At 64.0% G+C, this 25,955-nt stretch carries 24 protein-coding genes; 14 read left to right on the forward strand and 10 right to left on the reverse strand.

From position 1 onward, the window contains the following. Positions 1-247: 247 nt before the first annotated feature. On the reverse strand, positions 248-520 hold the full coding sequence (locus tag PQQ51_RS26975) for a hypothetical protein (protein ID WP_408500081.1): 273 nt from the start codon (positions 518-520) through the stop codon (positions 248-250). 396 nt (positions 521-916) lie between these two features. Here PQQ51_RS26975 and PQQ51_RS26980 point away from each other — a divergent pair, with 396 nt between their 5' ends. The 4 genes from PQQ51_RS26980 (at position 917) to PQQ51_RS26995 (ending at position 5,278) form a co-directional block, all read left to right on the forward strand. Further along, positions 917-2,323, forward strand: a complete 1,407-nt coding sequence (locus PQQ51_RS26980) for a class I SAM-dependent methyltransferase (RefSeq protein WP_408500082.1) — start codon at positions 917-919, stop codon at positions 2,321-2,323. Between the two features lies 1 nt (position 2,324). Then, positions 2,325-3,662 (forward strand): sensor histidine kinase, encoded by a 1,338-nt coding sequence (locus PQQ51_RS26985; RefSeq protein ID WP_408500084.1) that lies wholly within the window; start codon positions 2,325-2,327, stop codon positions 3,660-3,662. Positions 3,663-3,669: 7 nt separating this feature from the next. Then, a complete protein-coding gene (locus PQQ51_RS26990) occupies positions 3,670-4,074 on the forward strand; it encodes a response regulator (protein WP_408500086.1) in 405 nt (134 codons plus the stop codon). A 184-nt stretch (positions 4,075-4,258) separates the two neighbouring features. Next, positions 4,259-5,278 carry a response regulator gene (locus PQQ51_RS26995; protein WP_408500088.1) on the forward strand — a complete coding sequence of 340 codons (1,020 nt, stop codon included), beginning with the start codon at positions 4,259-4,261 and terminating at the stop codon, positions 5,276-5,278. Between the two features lie 19 nt (positions 5,279-5,297). Here the strand turns inward: PQQ51_RS26995 and PQQ51_RS27000 are convergent, their stop codons facing one another. Beyond that, entirely contained in the window at positions 5,298-5,600 is a 303-nt protein-coding gene (locus tag PQQ51_RS27000) for a hypothetical protein (protein WP_408500090.1), read from the reverse strand. Between the two features lie 402 nt (positions 5,601-6,002). Between PQQ51_RS27000 and PQQ51_RS27005 the strand changes: the two genes are divergently transcribed. From PQQ51_RS27005 to PQQ51_RS27040, 8 genes are all read left to right on the forward strand, one after another. Next, positions 6,003-6,782 (forward strand): GntR family transcriptional regulator, encoded by a 780-nt coding sequence (locus PQQ51_RS27005; protein WP_408500092.1) that lies wholly within the window; start codon positions 6,003-6,005, stop codon positions 6,780-6,782. Continuing rightward, positions 6,779-8,512: a fumarate reductase/succinate dehydrogenase flavoprotein subunit gene (locus PQQ51_RS27010; protein ID WP_408500094.1), complete on the forward strand. Its 1,734-nt coding sequence runs from the start codon at positions 6,779-6,781 to the stop codon at positions 8,510-8,512. The genes PQQ51_RS27005 and PQQ51_RS27010 overlap by 4 nt, the downstream gene beginning before the upstream one ends. Positions 8,513-8,521: 9 nt before the next feature. Next, complete coding sequence (locus tag PQQ51_RS27015) at positions 8,522-8,767, forward strand: 4Fe-4S dicluster domain-containing protein (RefSeq protein WP_168793924.1); 246 nt, start codon at positions 8,522-8,524, stop codon at positions 8,765-8,767. Positions 8,768-8,834: 67 nt separating this feature from the next. Then, positions 8,835-10,256, forward strand: coding sequence for an ABC transporter substrate-binding protein (locus tag PQQ51_RS27020; RefSeq protein WP_408500169.1), 1,422 nt, complete (start codon positions 8,835-8,837; stop codon positions 10,254-10,256). Between the two features lie 54 nt (positions 10,257-10,310). Then, positions 10,311-11,165 carry an ABC transporter permease gene (locus PQQ51_RS27025; protein ID WP_408500096.1) on the forward strand — a complete coding sequence of 285 codons (855 nt, stop codon included), beginning with the start codon at positions 10,311-10,313 and terminating at the stop codon, positions 11,163-11,165. Next, the gene (locus PQQ51_RS27030) at positions 11,162-11,986 is read left to right on the forward strand and encodes an ABC transporter ATP-binding protein (protein WP_408500098.1); all 825 of its coding nucleotides are present in this window, start codon (positions 11,162-11,164) and stop codon (positions 11,984-11,986) included. The genes PQQ51_RS27025 and PQQ51_RS27030 overlap by 4 nt, the downstream gene beginning before the upstream one ends. A gap of 85 nt (positions 11,987-12,071) precedes the next feature. Next, on the forward strand, positions 12,072-13,109 hold the full coding sequence (locus PQQ51_RS27035) for a HEAT repeat domain-containing protein (RefSeq protein WP_408500099.1): 1,038 nt from the start codon (positions 12,072-12,074) through the stop codon (positions 13,107-13,109). Next, positions 13,106-13,450 carry a DUF971 domain-containing protein gene (locus tag PQQ51_RS27040; protein WP_408500100.1) on the forward strand — a complete coding sequence of 115 codons (345 nt, stop codon included), beginning with the start codon at positions 13,106-13,108 and terminating at the stop codon, positions 13,448-13,450. The genes PQQ51_RS27035 and PQQ51_RS27040 overlap by 4 nt, the downstream gene beginning before the upstream one ends. On the opposite strand, the gene PQQ51_RS27045 is transcribed toward PQQ51_RS27040, so the two are convergent. Then, positions 13,413-14,375: an aliphatic sulfonate ABC transporter substrate-binding protein gene (locus PQQ51_RS27045; RefSeq protein ID WP_408500171.1), complete on the reverse strand. Its 963-nt coding sequence runs from the start codon at positions 14,373-14,375 to the stop codon at positions 13,413-13,415. The two genes, PQQ51_RS27040 and PQQ51_RS27045, sit on opposite strands and share 38 nt — an antisense overlap. Before the next feature lie 396 nt (positions 14,376-14,771). Between PQQ51_RS27045 and PQQ51_RS27050 the strand changes: the two genes are divergently transcribed. Next, on the forward strand, positions 14,772-15,998 hold the full coding sequence (locus tag PQQ51_RS27050; RefSeq protein ID WP_408500101.1) for a hypothetical protein: 1,227 nt from the start codon (positions 14,772-14,774) through the stop codon (positions 15,996-15,998). 17 nt (positions 15,999-16,015) lie between these two features. Continuing rightward, a complete protein-coding gene (locus tag PQQ51_RS27055; RefSeq protein ID WP_408500172.1) occupies positions 16,016-18,580 on the forward strand; it encodes an ATP-binding response regulator in 2,565 nt (854 codons plus the stop codon). A 14-nt stretch (positions 18,581-18,594) separates the two neighbouring features. On the opposite strand, the gene PQQ51_RS27060 is transcribed toward PQQ51_RS27055, so the two are convergent. The 7 genes from PQQ51_RS27060 to PQQ51_RS27090 all read right to left on the reverse strand — a co-directional run bounded on the left by PQQ51_RS27060 (position 18,595) and on the right by PQQ51_RS27090 (position 25,941). Then, positions 18,595-19,731, reverse strand: coding sequence for a hybrid sensor histidine kinase/response regulator (locus tag PQQ51_RS27060; RefSeq protein WP_408500103.1), 1,137 nt, complete (start codon positions 19,729-19,731; stop codon positions 18,595-18,597). 190 nt (positions 19,732-19,921) lie between these two features. After that, the gene (locus tag PQQ51_RS27065) at positions 19,922-20,176 is read right to left on the reverse strand and encodes a hypothetical protein (protein ID WP_408500105.1); all 255 of its coding nucleotides are present in this window, start codon (positions 20,174-20,176) and stop codon (positions 19,922-19,924) included. Positions 20,177-20,394: 218 nt separating this feature from the next. After that, positions 20,395-21,747, reverse strand: coding sequence for a hypothetical protein (locus tag PQQ51_RS27070; RefSeq protein WP_408500107.1), 1,353 nt, complete (start codon positions 21,745-21,747; stop codon positions 20,395-20,397). A 44-nt stretch (positions 21,748-21,791) separates the two neighbouring features. Next, entirely contained in the window at positions 21,792-23,384 is a 1,593-nt protein-coding gene (locus tag PQQ51_RS27075; protein ID WP_408500109.1) for a vWA domain-containing protein, read from the reverse strand. Beyond that, positions 23,374-24,432, reverse strand: coding sequence for a vWA domain-containing protein (locus PQQ51_RS27080; protein ID WP_408500111.1), 1,059 nt, complete (start codon positions 24,430-24,432; stop codon positions 23,374-23,376). The genes PQQ51_RS27075 and PQQ51_RS27080 overlap by 11 nt, the downstream gene beginning before the upstream one ends. Continuing rightward, positions 24,419-24,970, reverse strand: coding sequence for a DUF4381 domain-containing protein (locus tag PQQ51_RS27085; RefSeq protein ID WP_408500113.1), 552 nt, complete (start codon positions 24,968-24,970; stop codon positions 24,419-24,421). Before PQQ51_RS27085 ends, PQQ51_RS27080 begins: the two co-directional genes overlap by 14 nt. Beyond that, positions 24,967-25,941: a DUF58 domain-containing protein gene (locus tag PQQ51_RS27090; protein WP_408500115.1), complete on the reverse strand. Its 975-nt coding sequence runs from the start codon at positions 25,939-25,941 to the stop codon at positions 24,967-24,969. The genes PQQ51_RS27085 and PQQ51_RS27090 overlap by 4 nt, the downstream gene beginning before the upstream one ends. Positions 25,942-25,955 lie beyond the last annotated feature (14 nt).

Raw genomic sequence — 25,955 nt, forward strand, 5'->3', positions numbered from 1 at the left:
AACCGGCCGCGCGCGCGATCTGTACGATTTTCGTTGGCCGCGCCGCTTCGCGCCACGAACAAATCCGCAGAACCATATTCGGCTGGGAACTAAAGAAGCTGGATTGAAAGGTGGGCAGGCGTGAGTAACATGGGTGGGGGAAATTCCCGACTTGGGTCAGCAGGTCTGAATCGGCCGGCCGGGTTGCGGAGCCACGCATGCGGCAATAACCCGGCACAACTGGTCATTCAGGAACGGGTTGGATCGCCTAACTCATCCGGTAAAAAAGCACGAACAAGCAGATCACCAAAACGATCCAGAAGACAACCGAAGCAATGAAGGCAAATTTTCTGGTTCCGACAACCCGCTTCCACCAATAAGTCGACCATTCGGACGCCAAGCCCCCTAGCACGAATATCACCAGCGTAAGAACGACAACGTAGACCCCCGTCTTGCCGGAATGATGGTACTGAATCGCGAGGCTTATCAAAGCAGCAGGAATCGACCACATCAAGGCTCGTTTGAAGAATACGCCAGGCATTGCTATTTCCTTATTTTGTTGAAACACGACTGGATTGTATGGTTTTGATTCCACTTGGCAAGGTAGCGAACCTTCGACAACCGCACGCTGACGCTGTCGACAGCGTCGAGAAATCGGCGCTGCCCCGCAGTTCCACCGATGAAATCCGCATGAAACGCCAGCATTCAATTTTTATCAGTAGAATGCTCCAATCGCAAAGGTCTGGATTGTTCCGAAACCGTCCTTCAGACCCGCCGGGCTAAAGAGAACGGGGCAACAACTGAAATACCGATGGCGACGCTTATTCACCAGGACCTGGGAAACCATCGACGCTGAACTGGCCGACCGACTGGCCCGGGTATGGCTCCAGATTTCAAACCAACTTGTCGTGGTACTTACCTGGCCGCAATTAATACTGTGTATTCCAAAACGCAAATCGATCCGGTAGTGAGCTTCCGCAACTCGCAAGGCGAGCAGGTGCGGGGCACGATTGTCAATCTTCAGCGAAAGTCGCTGGTGATGGAAGTCTATAACCCGTACTCGATTGTCCAGGTCAGTGAGGTGCTGAGCGAGCTATCGGTCAAGATGGGCGTGGAACACGCCTATTCGGGCAAGGCGGTCGTCATCAGCATGGTCAATACCGGTCTGACAGCCATTGTCTCGGTAACGCTGATCGACGAGTGGCGCGAACTGAGTAGCGGCGCGCTGGAAGCGCGCACGGTGGGGGAAGAAGCCAGCCGGTTCGTGCAGGACTGGTCCGAGCGTTTCAAGATTCGCCGTGACTACCAGATCACGGTCAACCAGATTCGGGCTTTTCTGTCGGACATGTCGCGCTGGGTCGAGCAGGCGGACCTCGCCGACACCATGCCGAAGGAAGGCAAAAGCCTGCGCGAGGACTTCTTCCTCGAACTGGCATCGCCTTTGATGGAAAAGACCAAGTCCTACTTCGACGAATTCGAAGGCGAAGCGCGCCTCGTCGACGAAGAACTGGCGCCGGCACACCGTGCCTTTGCCCAGGCCGCGCTACATCCGCTGCTGCTGCGCTCGCCGTTCGTCTTCCGCACCTTCACGAAGCCGCTGGGCTATGCCGGCGACTACCAGATGGTGAATCAGATGCTCGACGATCCGCGCCAGGGCCCGAGCACGTACTTCCAGATCGTCAACGCGGCGTTCCTGCAAACGGCCGTGGCGCGCGCGCACCGCAATCGCGTCGAACTGCTGGTGGACTATCTGACCCGGATGGCCAATGAAGCGCGCGCCGCGCAGCGGCCGTTCCGGGTGCTGAACGTGGGTTGCGGCCCCGCTCAGGAGATCCAGCGCTTCATCCATGAATACGACGAACCGGAGTGGCTGACGTTCGAACTGCTCGACTTCAGTCAGGAGACACTGGACTGGACGCGCGAGCGCCTCGCGGCCATCGCGCAGAAAACGGCGAGGCGCATGACCATCAGCTACACGCATGATTCGGTTCACCACCTGCTCAAGCGCCGGATAGATGCGGACGCAACGGACGTCCGCGAGTTCGATGCGGTCTATTGCGCCGGCCTGTTCGACTACCTGTCGGACAAGGTCTGTGCGCGGCTGAACCAGCATTTCGCGAGTCGCACCCGACCGGGCGGCCACCTGCTTGTCACCAATGTCCACGCCGACAACCCGGAACGCTTCAGCATGGAGCACGTGCTGGAGTGGTACCTGATCTATCGCAACGAGGCACAGATGGCCGAAATCATGCCGGAGAACTGCGGCGAGCCGCGTCTGTACACGGACTCGACCGGCGTTAATGTGTTCGCCGAGGTGGTGATCGGCCCGCAACACGTCGCCTGAGATGACAACGTCTCTCGCTGCGCTGCGTTCGAACTATCGTGACGAGTTGCGCGACTACCGGTTGCTGTGCAGCAAGGCTGGCGGCCTGACCGTGATCGTGCTGGTGCTGATGGGCGTGGCGCTGGACTATGTCGTGTATCCGGACGAGCAGACGCGCTTTGCCATCGTTCGGGTGCTGACCAGCGCAGCCATCGGCATCGCATTGCTCGCGCTCTACACGGAAGCGGGCAAGCGCCACGTGCAGGTCATCACCTTCTTCTGGCTGCTGCTGCCGCAGGCAATGATCTCGTGGATGATTTATGTCACGCAGGGCGGCGAGTCGCTGTTCTATGCCGGGCTGATGCTGACGATCTTCGCGGTCGGGATCCTGTTTCCTTCCGGCTACTGGCAGACGCTGGCATTCGGACTGGCCACGGTCGTGCTCTACTACATCGCGTGCAACGCACATCCGGGCGGCATACTGAACCCAAGCAAGTTTCAGTTCCAGCTCATCCTGATCTTCTTCTGCGCGTTGGCCAGCTCCATTTACACTTACTTCAACGAGAAGGGTCGTTTCCAGCTGTTCCGGCTGAAGGATGAGCTGGCGCACAAAAACGACCAGCTTGCGCGCACCAATGAAAGCCTCGCGCAGATCAAAGGCCAGTTGCTGCAGCAGGAGAAGATGGCTGCGATCGGTACGCTGTCCGCGGGGCTGCTCCACGAGGTCAACAACCCGGTGAACTTCTGCCTGATGGCTATCGAAATCGCAATGGAAGAACCGCTGGCCAAGGACAGCCCTTCGCTGATGGAGTGTCTGACCGATGTCAAACAGGGCATGCAACGCATCCAGCATATCGTGTCGGACCTGAAGACCTTCGCCTATCGCAAACCCGGCGCGGTGGCGGACGACGTCCCGTTCCTGTTCGAGAAGGCGCTTGATTCGTCGATCCGGCTGAGTGCCCATGAACTGCGCGGCGTGACGGTCACGCGCGAGCTGCCCGCCGACACCCTTGTGCTGGGCGATGAAGCTGCGATCATCGGCGTGCTGATCAACCTGTTCTCGAATGCCGCACTGGCCATGCACAAGGCCGCCACCGTGTCGCCGCAGGTCCATGTCACAGCGCAATGGCGCGACGAACGGCTGCACGTGAAGGTGCGCGACAACGGTCCGGGGATCGCCGCGGACAATCTGGCGCGGGTGTTCGAACCGTTCTTCACTACTCGCGAAGTCGGCCAGGGCCTCGGCCTTGGCCTGTCCATCAGTTACGCAGTGGTGGAGCGGCACGGCGGCACACTGTTTGCGGAAAGCCAGTTGGGCGAGTGGACCGCGTTCAACTTCGATCTACCGCGTGCCGAGTGATGTTGACATGACAGAAACCCAGCCAGCGCGACAGACTGTCGTCTATGTCGACGATGAGGAGTTGGCGCGCAAGTACTTTGCGCGCGCGGCCGGCAGCGATTATGAGGTGCTGCTCGCCGGCGGCGCGGACGAGGCCGAGTCGATCCTGCGTCGCGAAGGGGCACGCGTGGCGATCCTGGTGACCGACTTCCGCATGCCGGGCCGGCACGGCGACGACCTGCTGCGACAGGTCTCCCAGGAGTTTCCGCATATCGTGCGGATCCTGGTGACAGCCTACGCGGACAACAACGCGCTGCCGGGAGCCATCCATTCCGGCGAGGTGTTTCGAATCCTGGAGAAACCGCTAGGCGTGGGCACGGTCCGCGAGGTGCTGGCATCGGCGACAGCAGCTTCGGTGTTGCGTCCGAAGTGATGCAGCGCCTGCTGGCCGCCCCAGTTAGTACGAACGCCGGCGTGAGCGGCTTCGGCATGATTTTATGCAATCGCGTGATGCAATCCTTTGGCGGGAGTATGAGGATCGCATCCGCGTTCGGCGCCGGCACGACCGTGACGTCGGAATACTCAAATTTCAAGAATCGAATGCACAGGAGTTACCCATGAACGATACGATTGCCAACCAGGCACCGCCCCCGGCGATTCTGTTCGTTGACGACGAAGCCCACGCGGTCAAATACTTCGAGCGCGCCATCGGCTCCATCGCGCCGGTGGTGACGGGCGCCTCCGTGGAGGACGGCAAGGCCATGCTGGATGCCCACGCGGGCAGCCTGGCCGTGCTGGTGTCCGACCAGCGCATGCCCGGCGAACATGGCAACGAACTTCTGCGCTATGCGCGCGAGCGCTATCCCAACATCGTCCGGATCCTGACGACGGCCTATTCGGAGCTGGATCAGACCGTCGAGGCCGTCAACCAGGGCCAGATACATCGCTATATCAAGAAGCCGTGGGACATCACCGCGCTGCGTATGGAGATGAAGCAGGCGCTGGAGTTGGCGGGACTGCGCAAGGAACGCGATCAACTCGTGCGCGAGAAGCTGGGGGTGATGCAGACGCAGACGCTGGCTACCCGCATCGGCACGGTGCACACGCTGTGCGCGAGCCTGATCGGCCCGGGCCGCTTCCAGCCGGTGGAAACCTACCTGGCCGGCGCGGGATTGGCCGGTACGCGCAATGTGGAGCCGGACTGGCAGCGGATGGACTACGCCGATCTGGTGCATGCCGAGAGTGAATGCAGCGGCAGCTTCGGCCACGCGGTCAGCACGCGCCTTGCGGCATTGCGTACGCAGTATGCGGGGCGCAGCGCTGTCGATGCGGTGCAGGTCTTCGCTGAGGTGCTCGGCGCGACGATACGCGGCGGTGACGATGCGCTGATCTGGACTTCGCCGGCCACGCTGAGCGAGTTCCTCGCACGGCCGGTGGGTCAGGCCGTGTCGGCGGAGCATGCGGGCTGGCTGGCGGGTCTGCTGTGGCTGGAAGAAGCCGGCGGCGCGCTGCAGTTCGTGCGTGAAGGCGATGCCATCGTCAGCCGCGCCGGGACGCGCACGGCCAGTTTTGCAGCCGACCGCCTGGCGGTCTGGATCGAGCGGTTCTCGGAGCCGGCGTTCGAGCCGGCGAAGTAGATGACGATGCGGGGTTCGCTCACGCCTGGTCGTTGACGAGTCCCCCGACGGTTTGTCCCAGCTCCACCATCTTCGCAGCGGCCGCGGAAATCTGGCCTTGAATCGCGGACGCCTCGGTTTGTAACGCGCCGAGCGCCGGATCCGGCGAGCCTCCGGGTCCGTGCCGGGTGGCGGCCGCCGCGATTTGAGCCTCGACCTTCGCCAACATTTGCTGCAGACGCGCGATCAGTTGCCTGAGCATCTGGGCCGCAGCAGCCCCGGAACTGGAACTGGAGCCGCCCCCCGCGCCGCTCGCCCCCGCCGATGCGGTATGGGTACTCACGGCGTGCGGGCCTGACGTCGTGCCCGATGTGCCCGATGCGCCCCCTGATGTGCCCCCCGATGTGCCCCCACTCGCCGCCGTCGTCGTGGACGTGGTATTGCCAGAGAGAGGGTCGGTCGCGGTCGTTCCCGGAATGGATGCGCTGGCGATTACAGTGTCGATTGTTGTCATCGGTTAGTTCTTTTAACGTGCGATATATATTTATCGGACGGTACTGTACTTTCTGTAGTGCTGCGCGTCGCTCATTTCAAACCAGCGACTAAAATCAAACGCCCCTCCGCCCGCCCCCCCAAAAGCGCACCCGAAGAAAAGCAAAGCACAAAATCTTCGTTCGTCCGGCAACGCTCCGTCACTAGACTGTGACTCAACTTGTTATAACAAGTACCCAACCACCCCACTGTCATGACGAAATCCGACCCCGCCACGGTGCTGCCGCTCGCCGCGCCGCCGCTTTACGAGCAGATCAAGACTGAGTTGCGCGCGCGCATTCTCAACGGCACGTATGCGGCCCATTCGCAGATGCCGTCCGAAAACGACCTGTGCGCGATGTTCGACGTGAGCCGCATCACCGTGCGCCAGGCGCTCGGCGATCTGCAGAAGGAAGGTCTCGTGTTCAAGCTGCACGGTAAAGGCACCTTCGTTTCGAAGCCGAAAGCGTTCCAGAACGTCAGCGCATTGCAGGGCTTCGCCGAAGCGATGTCGTCGATGGGCTATGAAATCGTCAACCAGCTCAAACACATCCGCTTCATCCCGGCCACCGCGCAGATCGCGCAGCGTCTCGCGCTGCCCGTGGGCGCGAAAGTCGCCGAGATTCATCGCGTGCGGCTGCTCAATCGCGAGCCGGTGTCGCTGGAAATCACGTGGGTGCCGGAAGCATTGGGCAAGCGCCTCGCGAACGCGGACCTCGTCACGCGCGACATTTTCCTGATTCTCGAGAACGACTGCGCCGTGCCGCTCGGCCACGCCGACGTGTCGATCGACGCGATTCTCGCCGACGAAGACATTGTCGAAGCGCTGAATGTCGAAGAAGGCAGCCCGGTGCTGCGCATCGAGCGTCTCACGCATAGCGCGGACGGCACGCCGATCGATTACGAGTACCTCTATTTCCGCGGCGATGCGTTCCAGTACCGCTTCCGCATCGATCGTCAGAAAGAGAAGAAGAGCACGAGGAAGACGAAATGAACACACATGTAATCGAATACGACCTGATCGTCGTGGGCGGCGGCACGGCCGGCCCGATGGCCGCCGTGAAAGCGAAAGAGCAGAACCCGAATCTCAAGGTATTGCTGCTGGAAAAAGCCAACGTGAAACGCAGCGGTGCGATTTCGATGGGGATGGACGGCCTGAACAACGCGATCATCCCAGGGCACGCGACACCCGAGCAATACACGCGCGAAATCACGATCGCCAACGACGGCATCGTCGACCAATCCGCGGTCTACGCCTACGCGCGGCACAGCTTCAAGACGATCGAGGAACTCGACCGCTGGGGCGTGAAGTTCGAAAAAGACGGCACCGGCGACTATGCGGTCAAGAAAGTGCATCACATGGGTTCGTATGTGCTGCCGATGCCCGAAGGCCACGACATCAAGAAAGTACTGTACAGGCAGCTCAAACGCGCGCGCATCGCGATCACCAACCGGATCGTCGTGACCCGCGTGTTGACCGATGCGCAAGGACGCGCGTGCGGCGTGCTCGGCTTCGATTGCCGCACCGCGGACTTCTACGTGGTGCGCGCGAAAGCGGTGATTCTGTGCTGCGGCGCGGCGGGCCGGCTCGGCTTGCCGTCGTCGGGATATCTGATGGGCACTTACGAAAATCCCACCAATGCCGGCGACGGCTACGCGATGGCGTATCACGCCGGCGCGGCGTTGGCGAATCTCGAATGCTTCCAGATCAACCCGCTGATCAAGGACTACAACGGCCCCGCGTGCGCTTACGTGACCGGTCCGCTCGGCGGCTTTACCGCCAACGGCAAGGGCGAACGCTTCATCGAGTGCGATTACTGGAGCGGCCAGATGATGTGGGAGTTCTATCAGGAACTGCAAAGCGGCAATGGCCCCGTGTTTCTGAAGCTCGATCATCTCGCCGAGGAAACCATTCAGACCATCGAACAGATCCTGCACACGAACGAGCGCCCGAGCCGCGGACGTTTTCACGAGGGACGCGGCACCGATTATCGCCAGCAGATGGTCGAAATGCACATCTCGGAGATCGGCTTCTGCAGCGGTCACAGCGCGTCCGGCGTGTATGTGAACGAGCGCGCGGAAACCACGGTCGCGGGTCTCTATGCAGCCGGCGATATGGCGGCCGTGCCGCACAACTACATGCTCGGCGCGTTCACCTACGGCTGGTTCGCGGGCCAGAATGCCGCGCAGTACGTGGCGGGCCGCGACCATGCCGCGCTCGACAGCGAACAGATCGAAGCCGAACGCGCGCGCATCTACGCACCGCTCGAACGGGACACCGGGCTCGCGCCGGCGCAAGTCGAATACAAGCTGCGCCGCATGGTGAACGACTATCTGCAACCGCCGAAGGTCACGCGCAAGATGGAAATCGGCCAGCAGCGCTTTGCCGAAATCGCCGACGACATCGCGCTGATCAAAGCGGATAACCCGCACGAACTGATGCGCGCCGCCGAAGTGCGCGCGATCCGCGACTGCGCCGAAATGGCCGCGCACGCTTCGCTGTATCGCACCGAAAGCCGCTGGGGCCTGTACCACCATCGCGTCGACTTTCCGCAGCGCAACGACGATGAATGGTTTTGCCACACGCATCTGAGCAAGGACGCGAACGGCCGCATGGTGAGCGAAAAACGCGCGGTCGAGCCCTACGTCGTGCCGCTCGACGAACACGACAGCCACGCGTATCAGAACCTGCGCATCGGCGAGCCCGCGCTTGCCGAAGCCTGAGGAGCCACCATGCCTACGACACCGCACGACATTTTCCAGCGCAGCGCCGCGCCCGTCACGATCGACGAAGACAAATGCATTGCCGACAAAGGCTGCACCGTCTGCGTGGACGTGTGCCCGCTCGACCTGCTCGCGATCGATCTGACGAAGGGCAAGGCATATATGAAGTTTGACGAATGCTGGTACTGCATGCCTTGCGAAAAAGATTGCCCGACCGACGCGGTCAGGGTCGAGATTCCTTATCTGCTGCGCTAGTTGCCCATCGTCTAAAACGCGCGGCCTGTCATCAACCGGGGTTTAACTCATGAATATCCGTCATCTGCTGGCCACCACGCTCGTCGCGAGCGGCCTCTTCACGCTGACCGCGCTGACCGCGAGCGCGGCGCACGCCGAGACCCTCCGCATTGCGATCGGCACTCAGGACACGACGATCAACTGCGCGACCGGCGGCCTGCTGATCCGCGAACTGCATCTGCTCGACAAGTATCTGCCGCACGACGGCAAGTACAAGGACGTCAAATACGACGTGCAATGGAAGGACTTCACGTCCGGCGCGCCGATCACCAACGAGATGGTCGCAGGCAAGCTCGATTTCGGCTCGATGGCGGAGTTTCCCGGTTCGTTGAACGGCGCGGCGTTCCAGAAGGCCGGCAGAAAGAGCGAGTTCATCACGGTCCTGTCGGGCAGCATCGACGGTAGCGGCAACGGCATCGTCGTGCCGGACGACTCGCCGATCCGCTCGTTCGCCGACCTCAAAGGCAAGACAATCTCGGTGCCGTTCGCTTCCGCCGCGCACGGGATGTTGCTGCGGGCCGTCAAGGCACAAGGCTGGAATCCCGACACCGACGTGAACATCATCACGCAGTCACCCGAAGTGGCCGGCAGCGCGTTGAAGGCGCACAAGATCGACGCGCATGCCGACTTCGTGCCGTTCGCCGAACTGTTCCCGTTCCGCGGCTTCGCACGCAAGATTTACGACGGCGCGCAAACGCATGCGCCGACCTTCCACGGCACGCTGGTCGACGCGGACTATGCGAAGCGTTATCCGGAAGTGGTGGTCGCCTATCTGCGCGCGGTGATCGAAGCGAATCAGCTGTTCGCGCAAGACCCGGAGAAGTACAGCCAGTTGATCCAGAAAGTGACCGGCATCGACGCTGAAGTCGATTACCTGTTTCATGGGCCGCTCGGTCTGCAAACACGCGATCTGACCTGGAAGCCCGAATACCGTCAGGCGCTGGTCACCGCGATCGACACGCTCAAGCTGCTGAAGAAGACCGATGTCGATCTGGACGTGAACAGTTTCGTCGACGATCGCTATATCCGCGAAGCGTTCAGGCAATCCGGCCTGAACTACGACGCGGCGCTGAAGAACTACGCGAAAGCGCCGCTGGTCGCAAACGATGCGCAAACCGGCAAGCCGATCACGGATCTGCGCAACGTCACGCAGGTGTGGGTCGACGGCGAAAGCAAGGTGCGCGATTACGCGTCGGCTCAACAGGCCTTCGCCGCGATCAATACCCTTGAAAAAGGCGGCAGGAAAGTACGCGTCGTCTACGCGCAGGACCATTCGAGCGGACTGAAACTGTTTGCGAACCAGGCGTGGTTCGTGAAGGACGCCAAAGGCAATCTGAGCGCGTTCCTGCTGAAGGAAAGCGCGGACGGCTACGCGAAGCAGATCAACGGCAACGTGGTGGATTTCGCCGCCGCGAAAACCGATGCAGCACAGGCCGTCGCGGCGCGCTGAGCGCCCGCTTGCGGCGGGTCTTATCGAGTATTCGAGTCTTGAGGAGAGTCTCCGATGTCAGCCACTCTTGAAGCCGTGAACGGCGCGAGCGTTCAGCGCAGCACTGCCGGCCCGCGCATCCGGCAACCGGCGCGCATCGCGCGCGCCCTGGCCAGGGTCGTCGCCGTGCTGGTCTGCGTGGGCGTGTGGCAACTGCTCGCCGAACATCATGTGTCGTTCGGCTTCGTGACCTTCGCCAACGTGCCCGCGCCGAGCGACGTCGTACCGGCCGCGTGGGCCCTCCTCCATTCGCCGAAGCTGCCGATGCATCTGTTTTCCAGTGTGGTGCGCGTGCTGGTGGGCTTCGTCGCGGCGAGTGTCGTCGGCATCGGGCTGGGACTCGCGATCGGCCGCTATCGCGCGTTCGAAGACACCCTGCTGCCGCCGCTCGAAGTATTGCGGCCGATCCCTGCGGTCGCGTGGATTCCGCTCGCGATCCTGATGTTTCCTTCGTCGGAGATGAGCATGATGTTCATCACCTTCATTGGCGCACTGTTTCCGATCCTGCTCAACACGATTCACGGTGTGGAAGGCGTCGACCCGCGGCTCGTGGCGACCGCGCGCTCGCTCGGCACGCGCGGCGGCGCATTGTTCAGCGAAGTGATCCTGCCGGGCGCCGCGCCCGCGATCGTCACCGGCCTGTCGATCGGCATGGGCACTGCGTGGTTCTGCCTCGTGAGCGCCGAGATGATCGCCGGCCAGTACGGGATCGGCTATTTCACCTGGGAGTCTTACACGTTGCAGAACTACGCGGACATCGTGGTCGGCATGCTGCTGATCGGCGCATTGGGGATGGGCAGCAGCATGCTGGTGCGGCGCGTCGGCCTCGCGCTGATTCCGTGGTACCGGATGGAGGCGTCGCAGCGATGAGCATCGGACTGGAAGCGAAGCCACAAGCCGGGGCGCAATTGAAGCCGGAATCGAAACCGGCGGGCCGCGTCGACGTGCGCGCGTTGAGTGTCGAAGTCGGTCTGCGCGAAGAGCGTTTCACCGCGTTGGAGCACCTGGACTTCAGCGTCGAAGCGGGCGAGTTCGTGTGCGTGCTGGGTCCGTCGGGATGCGGAAAATCCACGTTGCTGGCGGCGCTCGCCGGCCACGTCGCGGCCAGTTCGGGCGAGATCGCCGTCGACGGTGAACGGGTGCTGCGCCCTCACCCGGAGCGCGGTCTCGTGTTCCAGCAGCACACGCTGTTTCCGTGGAAACGGGTGGTCGACAACGTCGCGTTCGGCCTGAAAATGCAGGGCCTCGGTGCCGACGAGCGGCGCCGGCAAGCAGGCGAGCTGCTCGATCTGGTCGGCCTAAGCGGCTTCGGCACGCGCTATCCGGCGCAGTTGTCGGGCGGCATGCAGCAGCGCGTGGAAATCGCGCGCGCGCTGATCAACCGGCCGCGCGTTCTGCTGATGGACGAACCGTTCGGCGCGCTCGACGCGCAAACGCGCCGGATGATGCAGGCGCTGCTGCTCGACATCTGGACCCAGGTGCCGACCACCGTGCTGTTCGTCACGCACGACATCGACGAAGCGCTGTTTCTCGCCGACCGGATTCTCGTGCTGTCGCAACGGCCCGCGCGGATCGTCGCCGATCTGCGAGTCACGCTGCCGCGTCCGCGCGACGACGAGACCACCACCGACGCGCAATTTGTCGAGATCAAGCGCCGCTGTCTTGCGTTGCTGCGCGAAGCGGCCGCTTGACGACCCGCATGATGGCGTCCACTCGCGCGACCTGCGTCGCCGGCGTACCGACTCACCCCGTAGCACACCCAACCTCATTGCACTCATGACCGATTTTTCGTTGCCGCTTCCGCTGACGTTCGACCCCGATTCCCTCGACCCGGAAGCCGCCGAACTCCTGCCGCGCCTCACGTCCCCGGACGCCGCCGTGCGCCGCATCGCGCTGCTCGCGCTCGCCGATCTCGAAGACGAAACGCTGCTCGGGCCGCTCGTCGCCGCGTTGCGTCAGGACCCGTCCGACGATGTGCGCGCCGAAGCGGCTCAGGTGCTCGGCGCATGGGAACGCGCGGACACGGTCGCCGCGCTTTGCGCCGCGTTGGCCGATCCCGACGCGAATGTGCGGGAGGCGGCCGCGCAGAGTCTGTCTGGTTTGAAAGACCCGCAATCCGGGCCGCTGCTCGTCGGCTGGGCCGCGCATCAGGACCCGTTCGTGCGCCAGGCGGCGCTGCGCGGACTTCGTGAATTGCGTTACGCGGGCGCGCTGGAGCCGGCGCTGAACGCGCTTGGCGCCGGCGAAGACCTCGTGCGGCTCGAAGCAGTGAGCGTGCTCGGCTGGTTGAAGAGCGAGCACGCGCTCGGCCCGCTCAGCAGGATTGCCGCGCACGATCCGAACGCCGCGGTGCGGCGCGCGGCCATCGGCGCATTGGGCGTCGGCGCTGCGGCGACGGAACGAACCGTCGACGCGCTGCTCGGCGCGCTGGGCGACAGCGCGTGGCAGGTCCGCGAAGAAGCGGCGGCCACGCTCGGCAAACTGCGCGCGGCGGCCGCACGCGACGCGCTGCTCGCCGCGCTCGGCGACGATTACTGGCAAGTCCGTCTGCAAGCGGTCCGGGCGCTGGGCAAGCTGCGCGACTCGGGCACTGGCACTAGCACTGACGCGAGCAACGCGAACACGAGCGCGGCGGTCGCGCAGTTGCTGACCCATGCAATCAGCAATTTGCGCAAGGAAGCCGCGCTGTCGCTCGGCGAACTGGGCGATGCCGCGTCGCTGCCGGCGTTGCAGGCAGCCGCCGCGGACCCCGATCCGGAAGTCCGCAAGGCGGCGCGGATCGCCGTCACGCAAATCGAAAGCGCGGCACGATGAACGCGCCCGAACAGATCACGGTCCACGCCGCGAGCGGCCGGCTGTCGCTGAGCTGGGACGACGGCCGCTCGCAATCGATCGGCAACGCGACGCTCAGGGCAATGTGCCCGTGCTCGAGTTGCCGTCGTCAGAAGCTGTCCGGCGTGCCGCGTCAAATCGCCCCGCCGGACCTCGCAATCGTCGACATCCAGCCGATGGGCTACGGCATCCAGATCGCCTTCAGCGACGGTCACGCACAAGGCATCTATCCGTGGGCGTATCTGCGGGACATGCCGGAAAGCGGCGAGACACGCGCCGCCTCCATCACCCGCCCGACGCTGCTTCCGCACGCCCCGCGCTGAAATTCCAGCGCAGCGCCGCGCCCGTATCGACCGGCGCAGGCAGCAATTTCGCCTTGTAGAACGTGTCGGCGATCTGCTGCTGTTCGCCGAAATTCTGCGCATCCACCGCGCGGACCGCATAGCTGCGGCGGCCGTTGGCCCGTTCGATCGTCGCCGCGTCGAGACCCCAGATCGGCGCGAGCAGCTTCGCGGCGTCGTCCGGATGTGCGCGGACCCACGTGCCCGCCGAACCCAGTTGCGCGAACAACGTCCGGATCACGTCGGGATGCGCGGCGGCAAAGCTGCTGGACGCGAGGTAGTAGCGCTGATACGACGCCAGCCCGTCGCCGTTGGCGAGGATGCGCACGTCCGGCGCCTTGTCCACCGAGGCGACATACGGATCCCACGTCACCCATGCATCGACACTGCCGCGTTCGAACGCCGCGCGTCCATCGGCGGGCGTCAGATAGCTGATGCGCACGTCGGCCGGCGCGAGCCCCGCCTTCGCGAGCGCCGCGAGCAGCAGATAGTGGCTGCCGGCGGCCTTGGTCACCGCGATGCGCTGGCCCTTCAGATCGGCCAGCGTATGCAGCGCCCCGTCGCGCTTGACGATGATCGCCTGCGCACCTGGCGACGGCGCTTCCTGCGCGACATAGACGAAACGCGCATGCGCGGCCTGCGCGAAAACCGGCACGGTATCGGCGACGTCGGCGCTGAAGTCGACCGCGTCGGCATTGAGCGCTTCGGTCAGCGGCAAGCCGCTCGCAAACTCGTTCCACGTGATGCTGACGCCGAGCGGCGCGAGCGCCTGCTCGAGCGACCCGCGCGCTTTCAGCACCGTGATGAGCGTCGACGATTTCTGATAGCCGATCCGCAGCTTCACGGGCGCGGGCGGCGTGCCAGGCTGAGTAGCGGTCTGAGTAGCGGTCTGAGTAGCAGGCTGAATAGCAGTCTGAGTTGCGGTCTGCGCATGAGCCGCACTCGCGATGAACAGCGAAGCGAGCGCCGGGCGCACGAGCAGGCGAACGAAGCGAACAAGGGATACGGTCACGGCGTGTTATTCCAATTGGGTAAAACGATCGAATCGCGATCGTAGCAATGCCCAATGCAATGGATAAACGAGCGTTTTATCTATGCTTAGCTGACGCGTGCATAAAGGACCGAAATGAGGTCCCCAATCAGCACCGGAATAAAGCGCCGAATGCATCGCTATGCCGGTGCGCACGAACACACGGACATCGCCCTGCGGATTTCTCTAGAGTTGAAGGGTTGCCAGTCAATTCCGACTGGCGGCATTGCGCTGACTTCTCTCAACGCGAATTCGACCCCAAGGGAAAAACCAATGAGAACTTCCGTTCAACAGCTAGCGTTGACCGGCCTGGAAGAGCCGGCCAGCCCTATTCTGCACGCCACCAGCGCGCCTTTGGCGCTCAAAAACACCATTCACCCGGAACAGATCCGGGACAGCCTGCCCGCCGGTCAAGGCGGAATCGGCTTTCTGTTTCACGCTACCGACTGGGATACGCTTTCATTTTCATTTCATAATGTAAAAACCCGCAATACCGCATTCGAAGAAGAGCTGTGGAAAACGCGGCCTTTTATTGCATCGCCGATCTATCAGGGCTCTCAGGTGATCGGCGCGAATATCGCGTGCCCGGTGCCGCTCGAGTTATGGCTCGGCAGTCCGCGCGGCATCAAGCGCTTTCGCGAAACGCAATTCTTTCCGGCTCTCGAACTGGCGCGACAGGCGGGCCTGAACATGGTGGCCATGGGTGCGTCCACCCCTTATGCGTGCAATTACGGCGCCTTGCCGCGTCCTGTCAAACCGCCCCATATCACCACCGGCCACGCGGCGACCGCGGCGATGCTGAAGGACTGGGCCGTGCATTGCTGCAACGAGCTCGACCTCGAATTCGGCAACACGCGGCTCGCGCTGTTCGGCGCAGCCGGCCGGCTCGGCACGACGGTGGCCAAGTATCTGCTGTACAAGGACGTGCCGAAGGAGCTGATCCTGATCGATCTGCCGGACAAGGTGAACCTGCTGAAGGAACAGGCGCGCGAGCTGCTGGCGGCGGACCTGCTCGCGCGCACGCGGATCTCGGTGCACACGTTCAGCCCCGACACGCCGTTGCCGAAGTTCGACGGTGCGATCCTCGCAAGCAGCACCAGCGTGCCCTACCTCACCGCCGCCGACCTCAAACGCGCGCAGTTCTGGATCGACGACTCGCATCCGCGGGCCGCGAGCGTCGAGGCCGAACTCGCGTCGCGCGGTCATACGCTATATATTGAGTGTTTCGCAAGGGGGCCCGCCGGCCTGAACACGCTGTTCCCGTTCCGGCTGCCGAGCACCCGCGACTGCTACACCTGTTTCGCCGAAGGCTACGCCGCCTGGCAGGAAGGGATCGCTTCCGATTTCATCATCGGCAGCCCGCCCGTGTGGTCGGTTTCCTATACCCACGGCCTGCTGAAGAAGTACGGGTTTTCGGTCGGACCGTTCCACGGCAAAGACGGTTCGCCGATCGTGCGAGAATCCCATCAGCGCGACAGGCATGAACTGATAGGGTCGTGAACATCATTGGAGGCCTGATGACGACACCGCGCGAGAGCATGCGGGACGTACTGGAACGAAGCCGGTTTGCAATTCGATGGGGAGGCGCACTGGGCCTCCTGTGCCACCCCATCTATTACATCGTGTGGACCTATGTCCTGCCGCAGCCTTACGACAATCTGCTGCTGCGCCTGAGCGCGGCGCTCGTCTGCATCCCGCTGATCTTTCAGGCGCGCTGGCCGAAGCGCTTCAACAGCTATCTGCTGATCTACTGGCATTGCTGCCTGATCTACGTGCTGCCGTTCGTCTGCACGTTCCTCGCGATCAGAAATTCATTCTCCACCATGTGGATGATGACCGAGGTCATGATGCTGTTCATCATGGCGCTGTGCATCGACAACCCGTTCCTGCTGATCGGCTGTATCGGTGCCGGGGTGTTGTCCGGCTCACTCGCCGCGATGTTCAGTTCGCCCACGCCGATCGTTCTCACCGCGGCCAATCAGTCGGATCTCGCGGTGCTGCCTGTCGTCGTGCTATGCAGCATGGCGTTCAGCCATGCGATCAGCAAAGGCCGCATCTTCGTCGAAAAAAATCGTGCGCTGAAGGCGCTCGCCGGGTCCATCGCTCATGAAATGCGCAATCCGCTCAGCCAGCTCAGGCACGTGCTGGATCGCGTGGAAGAGGCGCTGCCCGCCACCGCCGAATCGAGCCGCTCGCCGGTGTTGACGCAGGAGCGGGCCGCGTCGCTGTACCGTCATCTCGCGCACGGGCAGTTGTCGATCGAGCGCGGGCTGCGCATCATCGCGATGACACTCGACGAAGTCAGCGCCAAACCGATCCGCTCCGATCACCTCACCTATCTGGGCGCCGCGGCGACCACCCGCAAGGCGCTCGACGAATATGGTTTCGCCGACCAGAAAGAGCGCGCGAAGGTGCGGCTCGTGGTGATCGAAGACTTCACGTTCAAGGTCGACGAAACCGTCTATCTGTTCACGCTGTTCAACCTGATCAAGAACTCGCTGCATCATATCGCCGCGCATCCGTCCGCGACGCTCACGCTGACAGTCGATCGGCAAACGGTGATCGTGCACGACACCGGGCCCGGCATCGCGCCGGAGATCCTGCCGCATCTGTTCGAGCCGTTTCGCACCGCGGGCAACTCGGCCGGCACGGGGCTCGGGCTCGCCTACTGTCAGCGCGCGATGCGCGCGTTCGGCGGCAATATTGCCTGCCGCTCGGAAGTCGATAAATACACGCAATTCACGCTGCAATTTCCGCTCGTGTCGGAGAGCGAAGTCGCGCAGCACGAGCAAAAAATCTTCGACCACGCAAAGCCGTTTTTCAGCGGCAAGCACGTTCTGGTCGTCGACGACGAAGCCAGTCAGCGCATCCGCACGCGCCGCGCGCTGGAGAAGGTCGGCGCGCAGGTCAGCGAGGCGGAAGACGGCGAGCGCGCGCTCGCGATGCTGCGGCAAGCGGTGTCTTACGACCTCGTACTGATGGACATCAATATGCCGCTGCAGGACGGCTATACCACCGCGGAGACAATCCGCGCCGACCACCGCCAGCCGAACTGGAACGTGCTGATCGCCGCGTACACGGCGGAGCCCGGCAACGTGGCGCGCGTGCTTGCGCGGCGCGCCGGGATGGACGGCATGATCAGCAAATCGTGCACTGTGGTCGAGCTGATCACCGCGGTGCAGGCGCTGTTCGAAAACGGCAACCGCCATCAATTGAGCGAGCGCTTCGACGGCTTCGCCGACAAGACGATCCTCGTCGCGGACGACGACACCTACAGCCGCCTCATGGCCAAAAGCTATCTGGAACGCTGCGGTGCGAGCGTGATCGAAGCCGAACATGGGCGCGCCGTGCTGGCCCGACTGCACGAGCACAGCGGCATCGACGCGATCGTGATGGACATGAACATGCCGGGCATGGGCGGCGTCGAAACCACCGCGCTGATCCGCGTGCGTGCCGATGCGTACGCCAGAGTGCCGATCATCGCGCTGACCAGCCAGTCCGATATGGAAGCCGTGCAGACCTGCCTCGCGGCAGGCATGAACGAGGTGATGATCAAACCCGTGCAGGTCGGCGCGCTGTACGGCAGCCTGACGAGGCAGTTCGCGCAGCAGCGCGCGACGAACGCGCCGGCATTGAATGCGCCGACGCTGGCCGATCGTTCGCAGACCTCGTCCGAGCGGCCGGCGGCGAGAGTTGCACCGGTGACCGAAGGCCCGTTGCTCGACGACAAGCATCTCGAAGAACTGGTGTCGCTCGATCTGCTGGACCAGACTTTTCTGAACGGCATCGAACAGATTCGCTCGACCGTCGCGCGACTCACCACCAGCGCGGCTGCGGACGATCTGCAGACCGCGCACGCCGCGCTGCATCTGCTGCTCGGCGTGAGCGGCAATATCGGTGCGAGGGCGTTGCATCAGTTCGCGCGGCAGATCTATCCGCGTGTGGTGGAAGGCGAATGGCCCGCGGAAGCCGACTGGCTCGCGCGCATCGACTCGCTGGCCGCGCGCTCGGCCGATGCATTGCTGATGTATTTCGCGTCAGCGAAAGCGCACCAGGATCACCGGGACGCGTTGAGCGACTGACGGGCGCCGCACGGTTATTCGTCGTCTGTTGCGCTCAACCGGCCGTTGAGGTTCGGGAAACCCATCGTGACCGTTGTGCCCTCGCCCAGCGCGGAATCGATCCGCAAGCTGCCGCCGAAGGACTGCATGATGCGGTTGCAAAAGATCATCCCCATCCCGTGTCCACCCGAACCGGCGTGCGTCGTGACGGGGTCCAGCAGCAGCCGCGCCCTGATCTCCGGCGCGATTCCCGGACCGTTGTCGCACACGCGAATCTCGAGTTCGGGCTCGGCGACGACCTCGATACGCAACGAAGGATGAGGCGTGCCGGCCAGCGCGCGCAACGCATTCGACAACAACGAAGACAACACCAGCGCCACGCAATTGGGCATGGCATACACGACGAAATCGCCTTTGACGTCGAGCGTGATCCCGTCGCGCTGCGCAGCGGCGAACGGATAGGTGTCGAGCAACGTGGCGATCAGGCGCGTCGCGCGCACCGCGCGGCTCTCCACTGCCGCCGCCGATTGCGCCGCGCCGCTCTTGTGAACCGTCGCCCAGAAAGACGAAATCAGCGTCAGGCAGTACTGCGCGTTATTGAGCATCGACGCGGCCGCGCGGCCGATCTCTTTCTGGCGCTCGGGATCGTATTGCTCGGCCACGTCGGTTTCGACGGAGCGCGCGAACAGCGAGATCGTCGCGAGCGGCGTATTCAGTTCGTGGGCCAGAAACGCGAGTGTCTCGTCCATCGCGAGCAGTCGCTGCTGACGCGCTTCCCGTTCGGTGTAGCGCGCGATCGCCAGTTGCAGCACTTCGCGCACCGTATCGGTTCGGAGCGGCTTTTCGAGGATGCGGAAGATGTCGCCGGAATTGACCGTTTGCAGCAGCATGTCCTTGTCGGCGTAGGCGGTCACGAGTATGCGCACGATCTGCGGATACGCGTGCGCGACTTCGCGCAGCAGATCGTCGCCGTCGCGGCCCGGCATCCGGAAGTCGGTCACCAGCACGGCAATCTCGGCGCCATGTTCGCTCAGCACGGCCATCGCATGATCGGCGCCGTGCGCGACGTGCACGCGGTAGTCGCCGCCGATCGCTCGGGCAAAGTGGTTGCGCGACATCTCGTCGTCGTCGACGAAGAGAACGGAAAACGGCGCTTGCAAGGTGTCACTCATCGTATTCCCGGCAGATCGGCATTGTTCGCAATGACCGGTGTCGTTCAGGCGCCGCATGCCCGCTTTCATTGTGCTTGAATGGCGAACGGCTCGGTGAACGCAGACGATGTCACTGGACTGGCGCGGAGGGAAACGATTCTAGCATTGGGGTCCGGCGATACACGATGCGCGAAGCCTTGCCGCAGCGGCCTTACTCGGTGATCGAAAAATGCGCCGGCTTGCGTTCCGGCGCTTTCGCCGGACGCTTGACGCGCGGATTCGCGCCGCGGATGAACAGGATCGCGCAGAAGGCCACCATGGCCCAGATGCAGAGAAATACGGTTAAAGCGCTCATTTCAATCTTCTGAAGTAACACACTGCGATGAGTTCCGTCCGGCCGGTCGGCCAGCCCTTGCGTCTTTGTCAGGCCGGCACGGTGTAGCGGAAGCTCATCGGTCAGGCACACTTGGCACGATGTCAGTGTGCGCCGGTCCGGCCCCGTCCAATTGGCGGAACAGAGGCCGGTTTTGCGGGCAATCCCGCGCGGGTCGGGGCGAGGCCCGTTTCCTACGCGCCGCCGCAAGCCGTTTAGCGGCTTCGGCCCAGATGGTAACAGCAGCGCCGCGCAAAAACTGTCAAAGATCGGCTTGGGCCTGTGCTATTCGTCGCCGGTAAGCCGTGCTGCTAATAATCGTTGAGCGGCGGAAGCGGCCGCGTGGCGCGTCGCCGCGATTTCGCCTTTCTCTGCATGCGGCGCAAAGCGCGTGCCGTCGCCGCCCAATTCAACGGCAAAGCCGCGCCTCCCGCATAGTGCGCGTTCACGGCGAGCGCGAGTTGCGCGGCCGCGGCGTCGTCCGACTGCGTGAGATTTTCCAGCCGCGCCGGCCGGCCGAAGTCACCCGTTCTGTCCATCCATCGATACAGCGCCGGAACCATGCCTCGCAGTTCGCCGTTGCGCGCCACGGCTCGAAGCTTTCGCCACGCCATCGCGGCGCTCTCGCGGTAACGCCGTCTCGCCTCGCGCGCCCGCGCGCGGGTACCGCGCACGAACGTCGTGATCCGCGAACGCGCCCACAGCAGCACGCCGACCGCCAGAACGAGCGCGCAGCCAAGCAGCACCTCGCGGCTATGAATCACGACGATGCGGTGCGGAAAGCCCTGGCTCATCGCATCGGCGGGAATCTCGAACAACGGCTTCTCACGCGCCTTCGACGCGGAAAACGTCACGCCCGGCAACACCGCCGTTTCCTTCTTTTGCGTCTTCGTGTTCCACCACTCGACGCTCACCGGCGGCAGTTTGAAGCGGCCGTCGCGATCGGCGCTATAGGTCACGCTGTCGGTCCGCTCGCCGGCCACGAGACCGACCCGGTCCTGCACGATGTTGCGGGTGGTCGGCGGTTTTGCGTAGCGCTTCAGTCCTTCCACGTCGCCGAGACTGGCCGGCGGAATCAGCATCGCTTCGGTGCCCGCGGCGCGCTGCACGATCGTGCGCGTGATCGATTCGCCGACCTTCAGATGCGCGCTCGACGGCTCGATGTTCTGCGTGACCGTCAACGCGGAGGTCGCAAAAAACGTGGCCATCCCTTCGGCGCCGGGCGGCAGCGTCGCCACGAGTGTCAGCGCGGGCGTCATCACTTGCGCGGGCGCATTCGCGCCGCCGGGATACACGGTGATCGCGAACGGCGCGATCCGATAAGTTTTCCCGGCTTGCGGCGCGATCCGGTAGGCACGGCTCACGCCGAACCAGTGCACGCCGTCGATCTCTTCCGAAAGGTTGTCCGCCTGCTCGTCCGGCAAACTCACGATTGCGTCCGGCACGGTGAAGAGAGGCCAGTTCGGCGCTTCGGTGAACCACGTGGTGGTCAGCAGGTCGACTACGAGCTTGACCTCGCTGCCCGCGACCACCGGGCCAGCCGGCTCCAGATGCGCGCGGACCAGAAGCTGCGGCGCGGCATCGGCGAAAACGGGGGCGGCAGGCGCGAGGCCGAACAGTACGGCGAACGAAGCAAGCCGCACGTGTCGCATGAGCCAGAGCATCCAAAGACCCCGCGAAAACCGCAAAACCCGCAAAAATCCCGCTGTCATCGCGCCCCCGCTCCTTTCGCGTCCGACTCCTGCGCAAAACGTTGCTGCAAGAACACGGCCGGCGACGTGTTCAGGCTGCGCATCCAGACCTCTTCGCTCGGACGCGGCGCGCCCTCGATCACGACCGATGTGCCTCGTCCCTTCTTCTTGTCGACCTGCACCTGATCGGGCTGCTCCTCTTCCGGATCGTTCTCGTCCTGGTTGTCTTTCGCCAGCAGCCGAAGCAGATAAGCGCGGTTCGCCGCAGCCTCCGACAACCCCGGCTGAAGCGCGAGCGCATTGTCGTAAGCCTTGATCGCGCCGTGGTAATCGTCGAGATGCGCGAGCGTATTGCCGATGTAGAAATACGCGTGCGCGCTCTTCAGATGCGAAAAGCTGTCGAGCGCGCCCTCGTAATCGCCGGCCAGATATTGCGCGCGGCCCTTCCACATCGGGTCGTCGAAGCGTTGCGCCGCGGCCTTGTAGTCGCCGTGTTCAAAATGCCAGCGACCCTGCTGGTCGTGCGTCGCGAACAAGTCGAGCCATTGCCATTCGGCCGCCTGCGCGTGACGCGGCAACCCGCCGAACGCGAGCGAAAGCAGCAGCACGGGCAGCCATTTGACGGTCCAGCCGCGCCGGAAACTCCACAGCGCGAGCAGCAGCAAAAGCGGCAGCAACCAATAGCCGCTCTCCTTCCAGCGCGGCACGATCTTCGACTCTTCGGCCTGCTCGAGCCAGGTCTGCGCGCGATGCTGAACCCACACCACATCATCGTCGTCCGCCCGCATGCTGGCGAGCGGAATATTGGCCGCGTCGGCGGCCTTGCGGATCGCGCCCGCGTCGAACGTGCCCAGCAGCGGGTGCCCTTGCTCATCCATCGCGATCCTGCCGTCCGCGCTGCGGATCGGACCGCCCTGCTCCGTGCCGACCGCGAGCCACAGCAGTTGATGACGCAGCGACTTCGCCCTCTGCACGAACGCGTCCTGCTGGTTCGTATCGAAGCCGTCGCTCATGAACACGATCGTGCCCGCCGCCGGATCGTTCGCGAGAAGCCGCTCGGCGGCATCGAGACCGGCGGCGGCGTTCTTGCCGTCGCGCGGCATCAGTTCAGGCGACAGCGCCGGCACGTACAGTTCGAGCATCGCCGGATCTTCGGTGGGCGGCACGACGAGATGGCCGGTCGCGGCGAACACCACGAGTCCGGTGCGCGCGCCCTTGCGGGCACGCGCCAGATCGAGCACCTTCTGCTTCGCGCGTTCGAGGCGCGTCGGCGCGACGTCGGTGGCCTCCATCGAATGCGCGAGTTCCAGCACGACGACGAGCGGCGCCTTGTCCTGATTGAACGGCGGACGCTCCTGCTGCCAGGTCGGGCCGGCGGCGGCCAGCGCGCCGATGCCGAGCAACAGGCCGAGCGTGTGCACAGGCTGGATCACGCGCCGCTTCGTATCGCCGACGATCAGATGCTCCAGCAACGCGGGCTCGATGACATGGCGCCAGCGGGCTCGCACGTTGTTGCGGCGCAGCCATAAAAGCGGCAACGCGACTGCGGGAATCAGCAGCAGCAACCACAGCGGACGCAAAAAATGGAAGGCCGTCAGATCAATTTCCATCGCGGCCTCCGGTCGCCTGCGCGATTGCCGCTTCGTCGGCACGCGCTAAGGCCGAAGGCGAGCGACGCGGCGCGCGCAACCACGCAATCAGCAACGCGAGCACGTGGTACAACGCGAAAATCGTCACGGCCGCCGCGACCGGCACCCAGTAGAAATCGCGCTGCGGCCGGTAGATTTCGCGCTTCACCTTGTCGGGCGTGAGCTTGTCGAGCGTCGCGTAGACATCGGCGAGATCCTGCTGCCGGCCGAGCGCGCGAAACGCGCGGCCGCCGGTGATCTGCGAAATGCGTGCGAGCGCATCGAGATCGACCTTGTCTTCGCCGGTGGTATTCGGGTCGCCGATGCCGATCGTATGCACCACCAGCTTGTGACTCTTCGCGATCCCGGCCGCGCGCTCGGGCGGAATCGCGCTGCTGGTGTCGTTGCCGTCGGTCAGCAGGATCAGCACTTTTTCCTGTGCCTGCGACGGCGCCATCAGCTTCACCGTGAGGCCGATCGCGTCGCCGATCGCCGTGCGCGGCCCCGCCATGCCGATCTGCATCTGATCGAGCAACACCTGCACCGCGTCGTGGTCGAGCGTGAGCGGCGCCTGCGGATACGCGGCGTCGCCGAACACCACGAGGCCGAGCCGGTCGCCTTTGCGTTTTGCAATGAAGTCGCTCACCACGTGCTTGACCGCGCTCAGGCGGTCCATCCGCTCGCCGGTCGCGGCGACGAAATCGCGCGTCGCCATCGAGCCTGACAGGTCGATCGCCAGCATCAGATCGCGCGCGGGCTCTTCGCGCACGATCGGCGCTTCCACATAAACCGGCTTGGCCGCGGCGATCACGAGCAGCGTCCACAGCAGCGGCATCAGCAGACGCTGCAGCCCGTTGCGGCGCAGTCGCACGCCGCCCGGCGCCGGCTTTTCTCCCGCCGCCTCGGCCATTTCGTGAAAGAACGGCACGCGCACCGCGGCGGCCGTCGTGCGATACGCGGGGATCAGCCACCACACGAATAGCGGCAGCGGCAGCAGCGCGAACAGCCACGGAAAATCAAACTTCCACATGGTGATGCTCGATCCAGTCGCGCGCATGGGCGATCAGCGCCGTGGTGTCTTCAGCGGAAATCGCCGCAACCTGTTGTGCCGGCGCGTAGCTCGTGAGCGCGAGCAGCGCGCCGCTTCTCGCGTCGAAGCGGCCGCGTGTGCGTTGCAGAAACGCGAGCCATGCGTCGCCGCTGAGCGAGGCCACCTGATCGCGCGGCGCGACCGCGAGCGAGGTCCGTTTGAGCAGGCGAGCTATCGCGGCGAGCGCGCTTGCGCGTTGCACGGCATCCGCGCGCGCCGCGGCGAGGCTCGCTTCGATACCGGCCAGTTCCGCCAATGCGACGCGCCGGTACAACTGCCGGCGACGGCGCCGCCACACCAGCCATCCCGCGACGGCAAAAGCCGCGACCAGCAACACCGCGAGCACGATCCAGCCGACGGTCTGCGGCACATACGACACCACGTCGGGCAGCGGCAACTCCTTGAGCGGCGCGAGTTGCCCGGACCCATCCGGAGGCACCGGACCCTGCCCCGCGACCGAAGCGACCACGGCACTCATAACCCGCTCCCCGCCGACGGCCGCGCGCGTTCGCCGAACAGGCGCCTCACTTGCCCAACGGTCGGCTCGGCCGTCGACAACGCCATCAGCGGCACGCCGCTCGAACGCAACAACTCGGCGACTTGCGCGGTGCGGCCGCTGAACAGGCTCGACAGCGGCGCGCGCACGCGCTCCTGTTCGATCCGCAGCTCCACTTGCAAACGCCCTTCGCTGACCACGAGCGCGCGGTGCCCCGCATCGCGCTGCCGCAATAGATCGAACGCCGGATCGAAGACCATCGCCGCGACGACGTCGTTATGCGCGCAGAGCTGCCGCAACAGCCGCTGCGTGCGTTCGCTCGCGCCGGCAAAATCGCTGACGACGCAAATCAGATAATCGTGACCGGCCAGTTGCAGCACGCCTTCGAGCGCCGCGTCGAGTTGGGCGTAATTCGTGCGGATTTCGCTGCCGGCGTTGAGCGCGCGGTTCATCGTCGCAAGCGCGCCGAACAGCATCTTGATGCGGCTGCGGCTGCGCAACGGCCTCACGCGCACGACGCGGCTGTCGTCGAACAGCACGCCGCCGACGCGATCGCCCGCGGCGAACCCCATCCACACCGCGAGCGCGGCCACTTCGGCGGCGACCACCGACTTGAATGCGCGGCGCGACCCGAAGAACATGCTCATCCGCTGATCGACCACGACGAGCAATGGCCGGTCGCGCTCCTCCGTATAAGCGCGCACCTGGGGCTTGCCGAGCCGCAGCGAGACTTTCCAGTCGAGATGACGGACATCGTCGCCGGGCAGATACGCGCGGATCTCTTCGAAGTTCAGGCCGCGGCCGCGCAGCCGCGACGCGTGATTGCCGGACAACACGCTCGCCACCGGCGCGGGTGCGACGAAGCTCAGCCCGCGCGCCTGAAACTCGAGCCGCGCGAGATGCGCCGCGTCGACATACACGCTGCCGAGCGCGGAACTTGCAGTTTCGGACACCACGGCCACGCTGC

The sequence above is a fragment of the Paraburkholderia xenovorans genome (assembly GCF_046030735.1).
GTDB lineage: Bacteria > Pseudomonadota > Gammaproteobacteria > Burkholderiales > Burkholderiaceae > Paraburkholderia > Paraburkholderia xenovorans_A.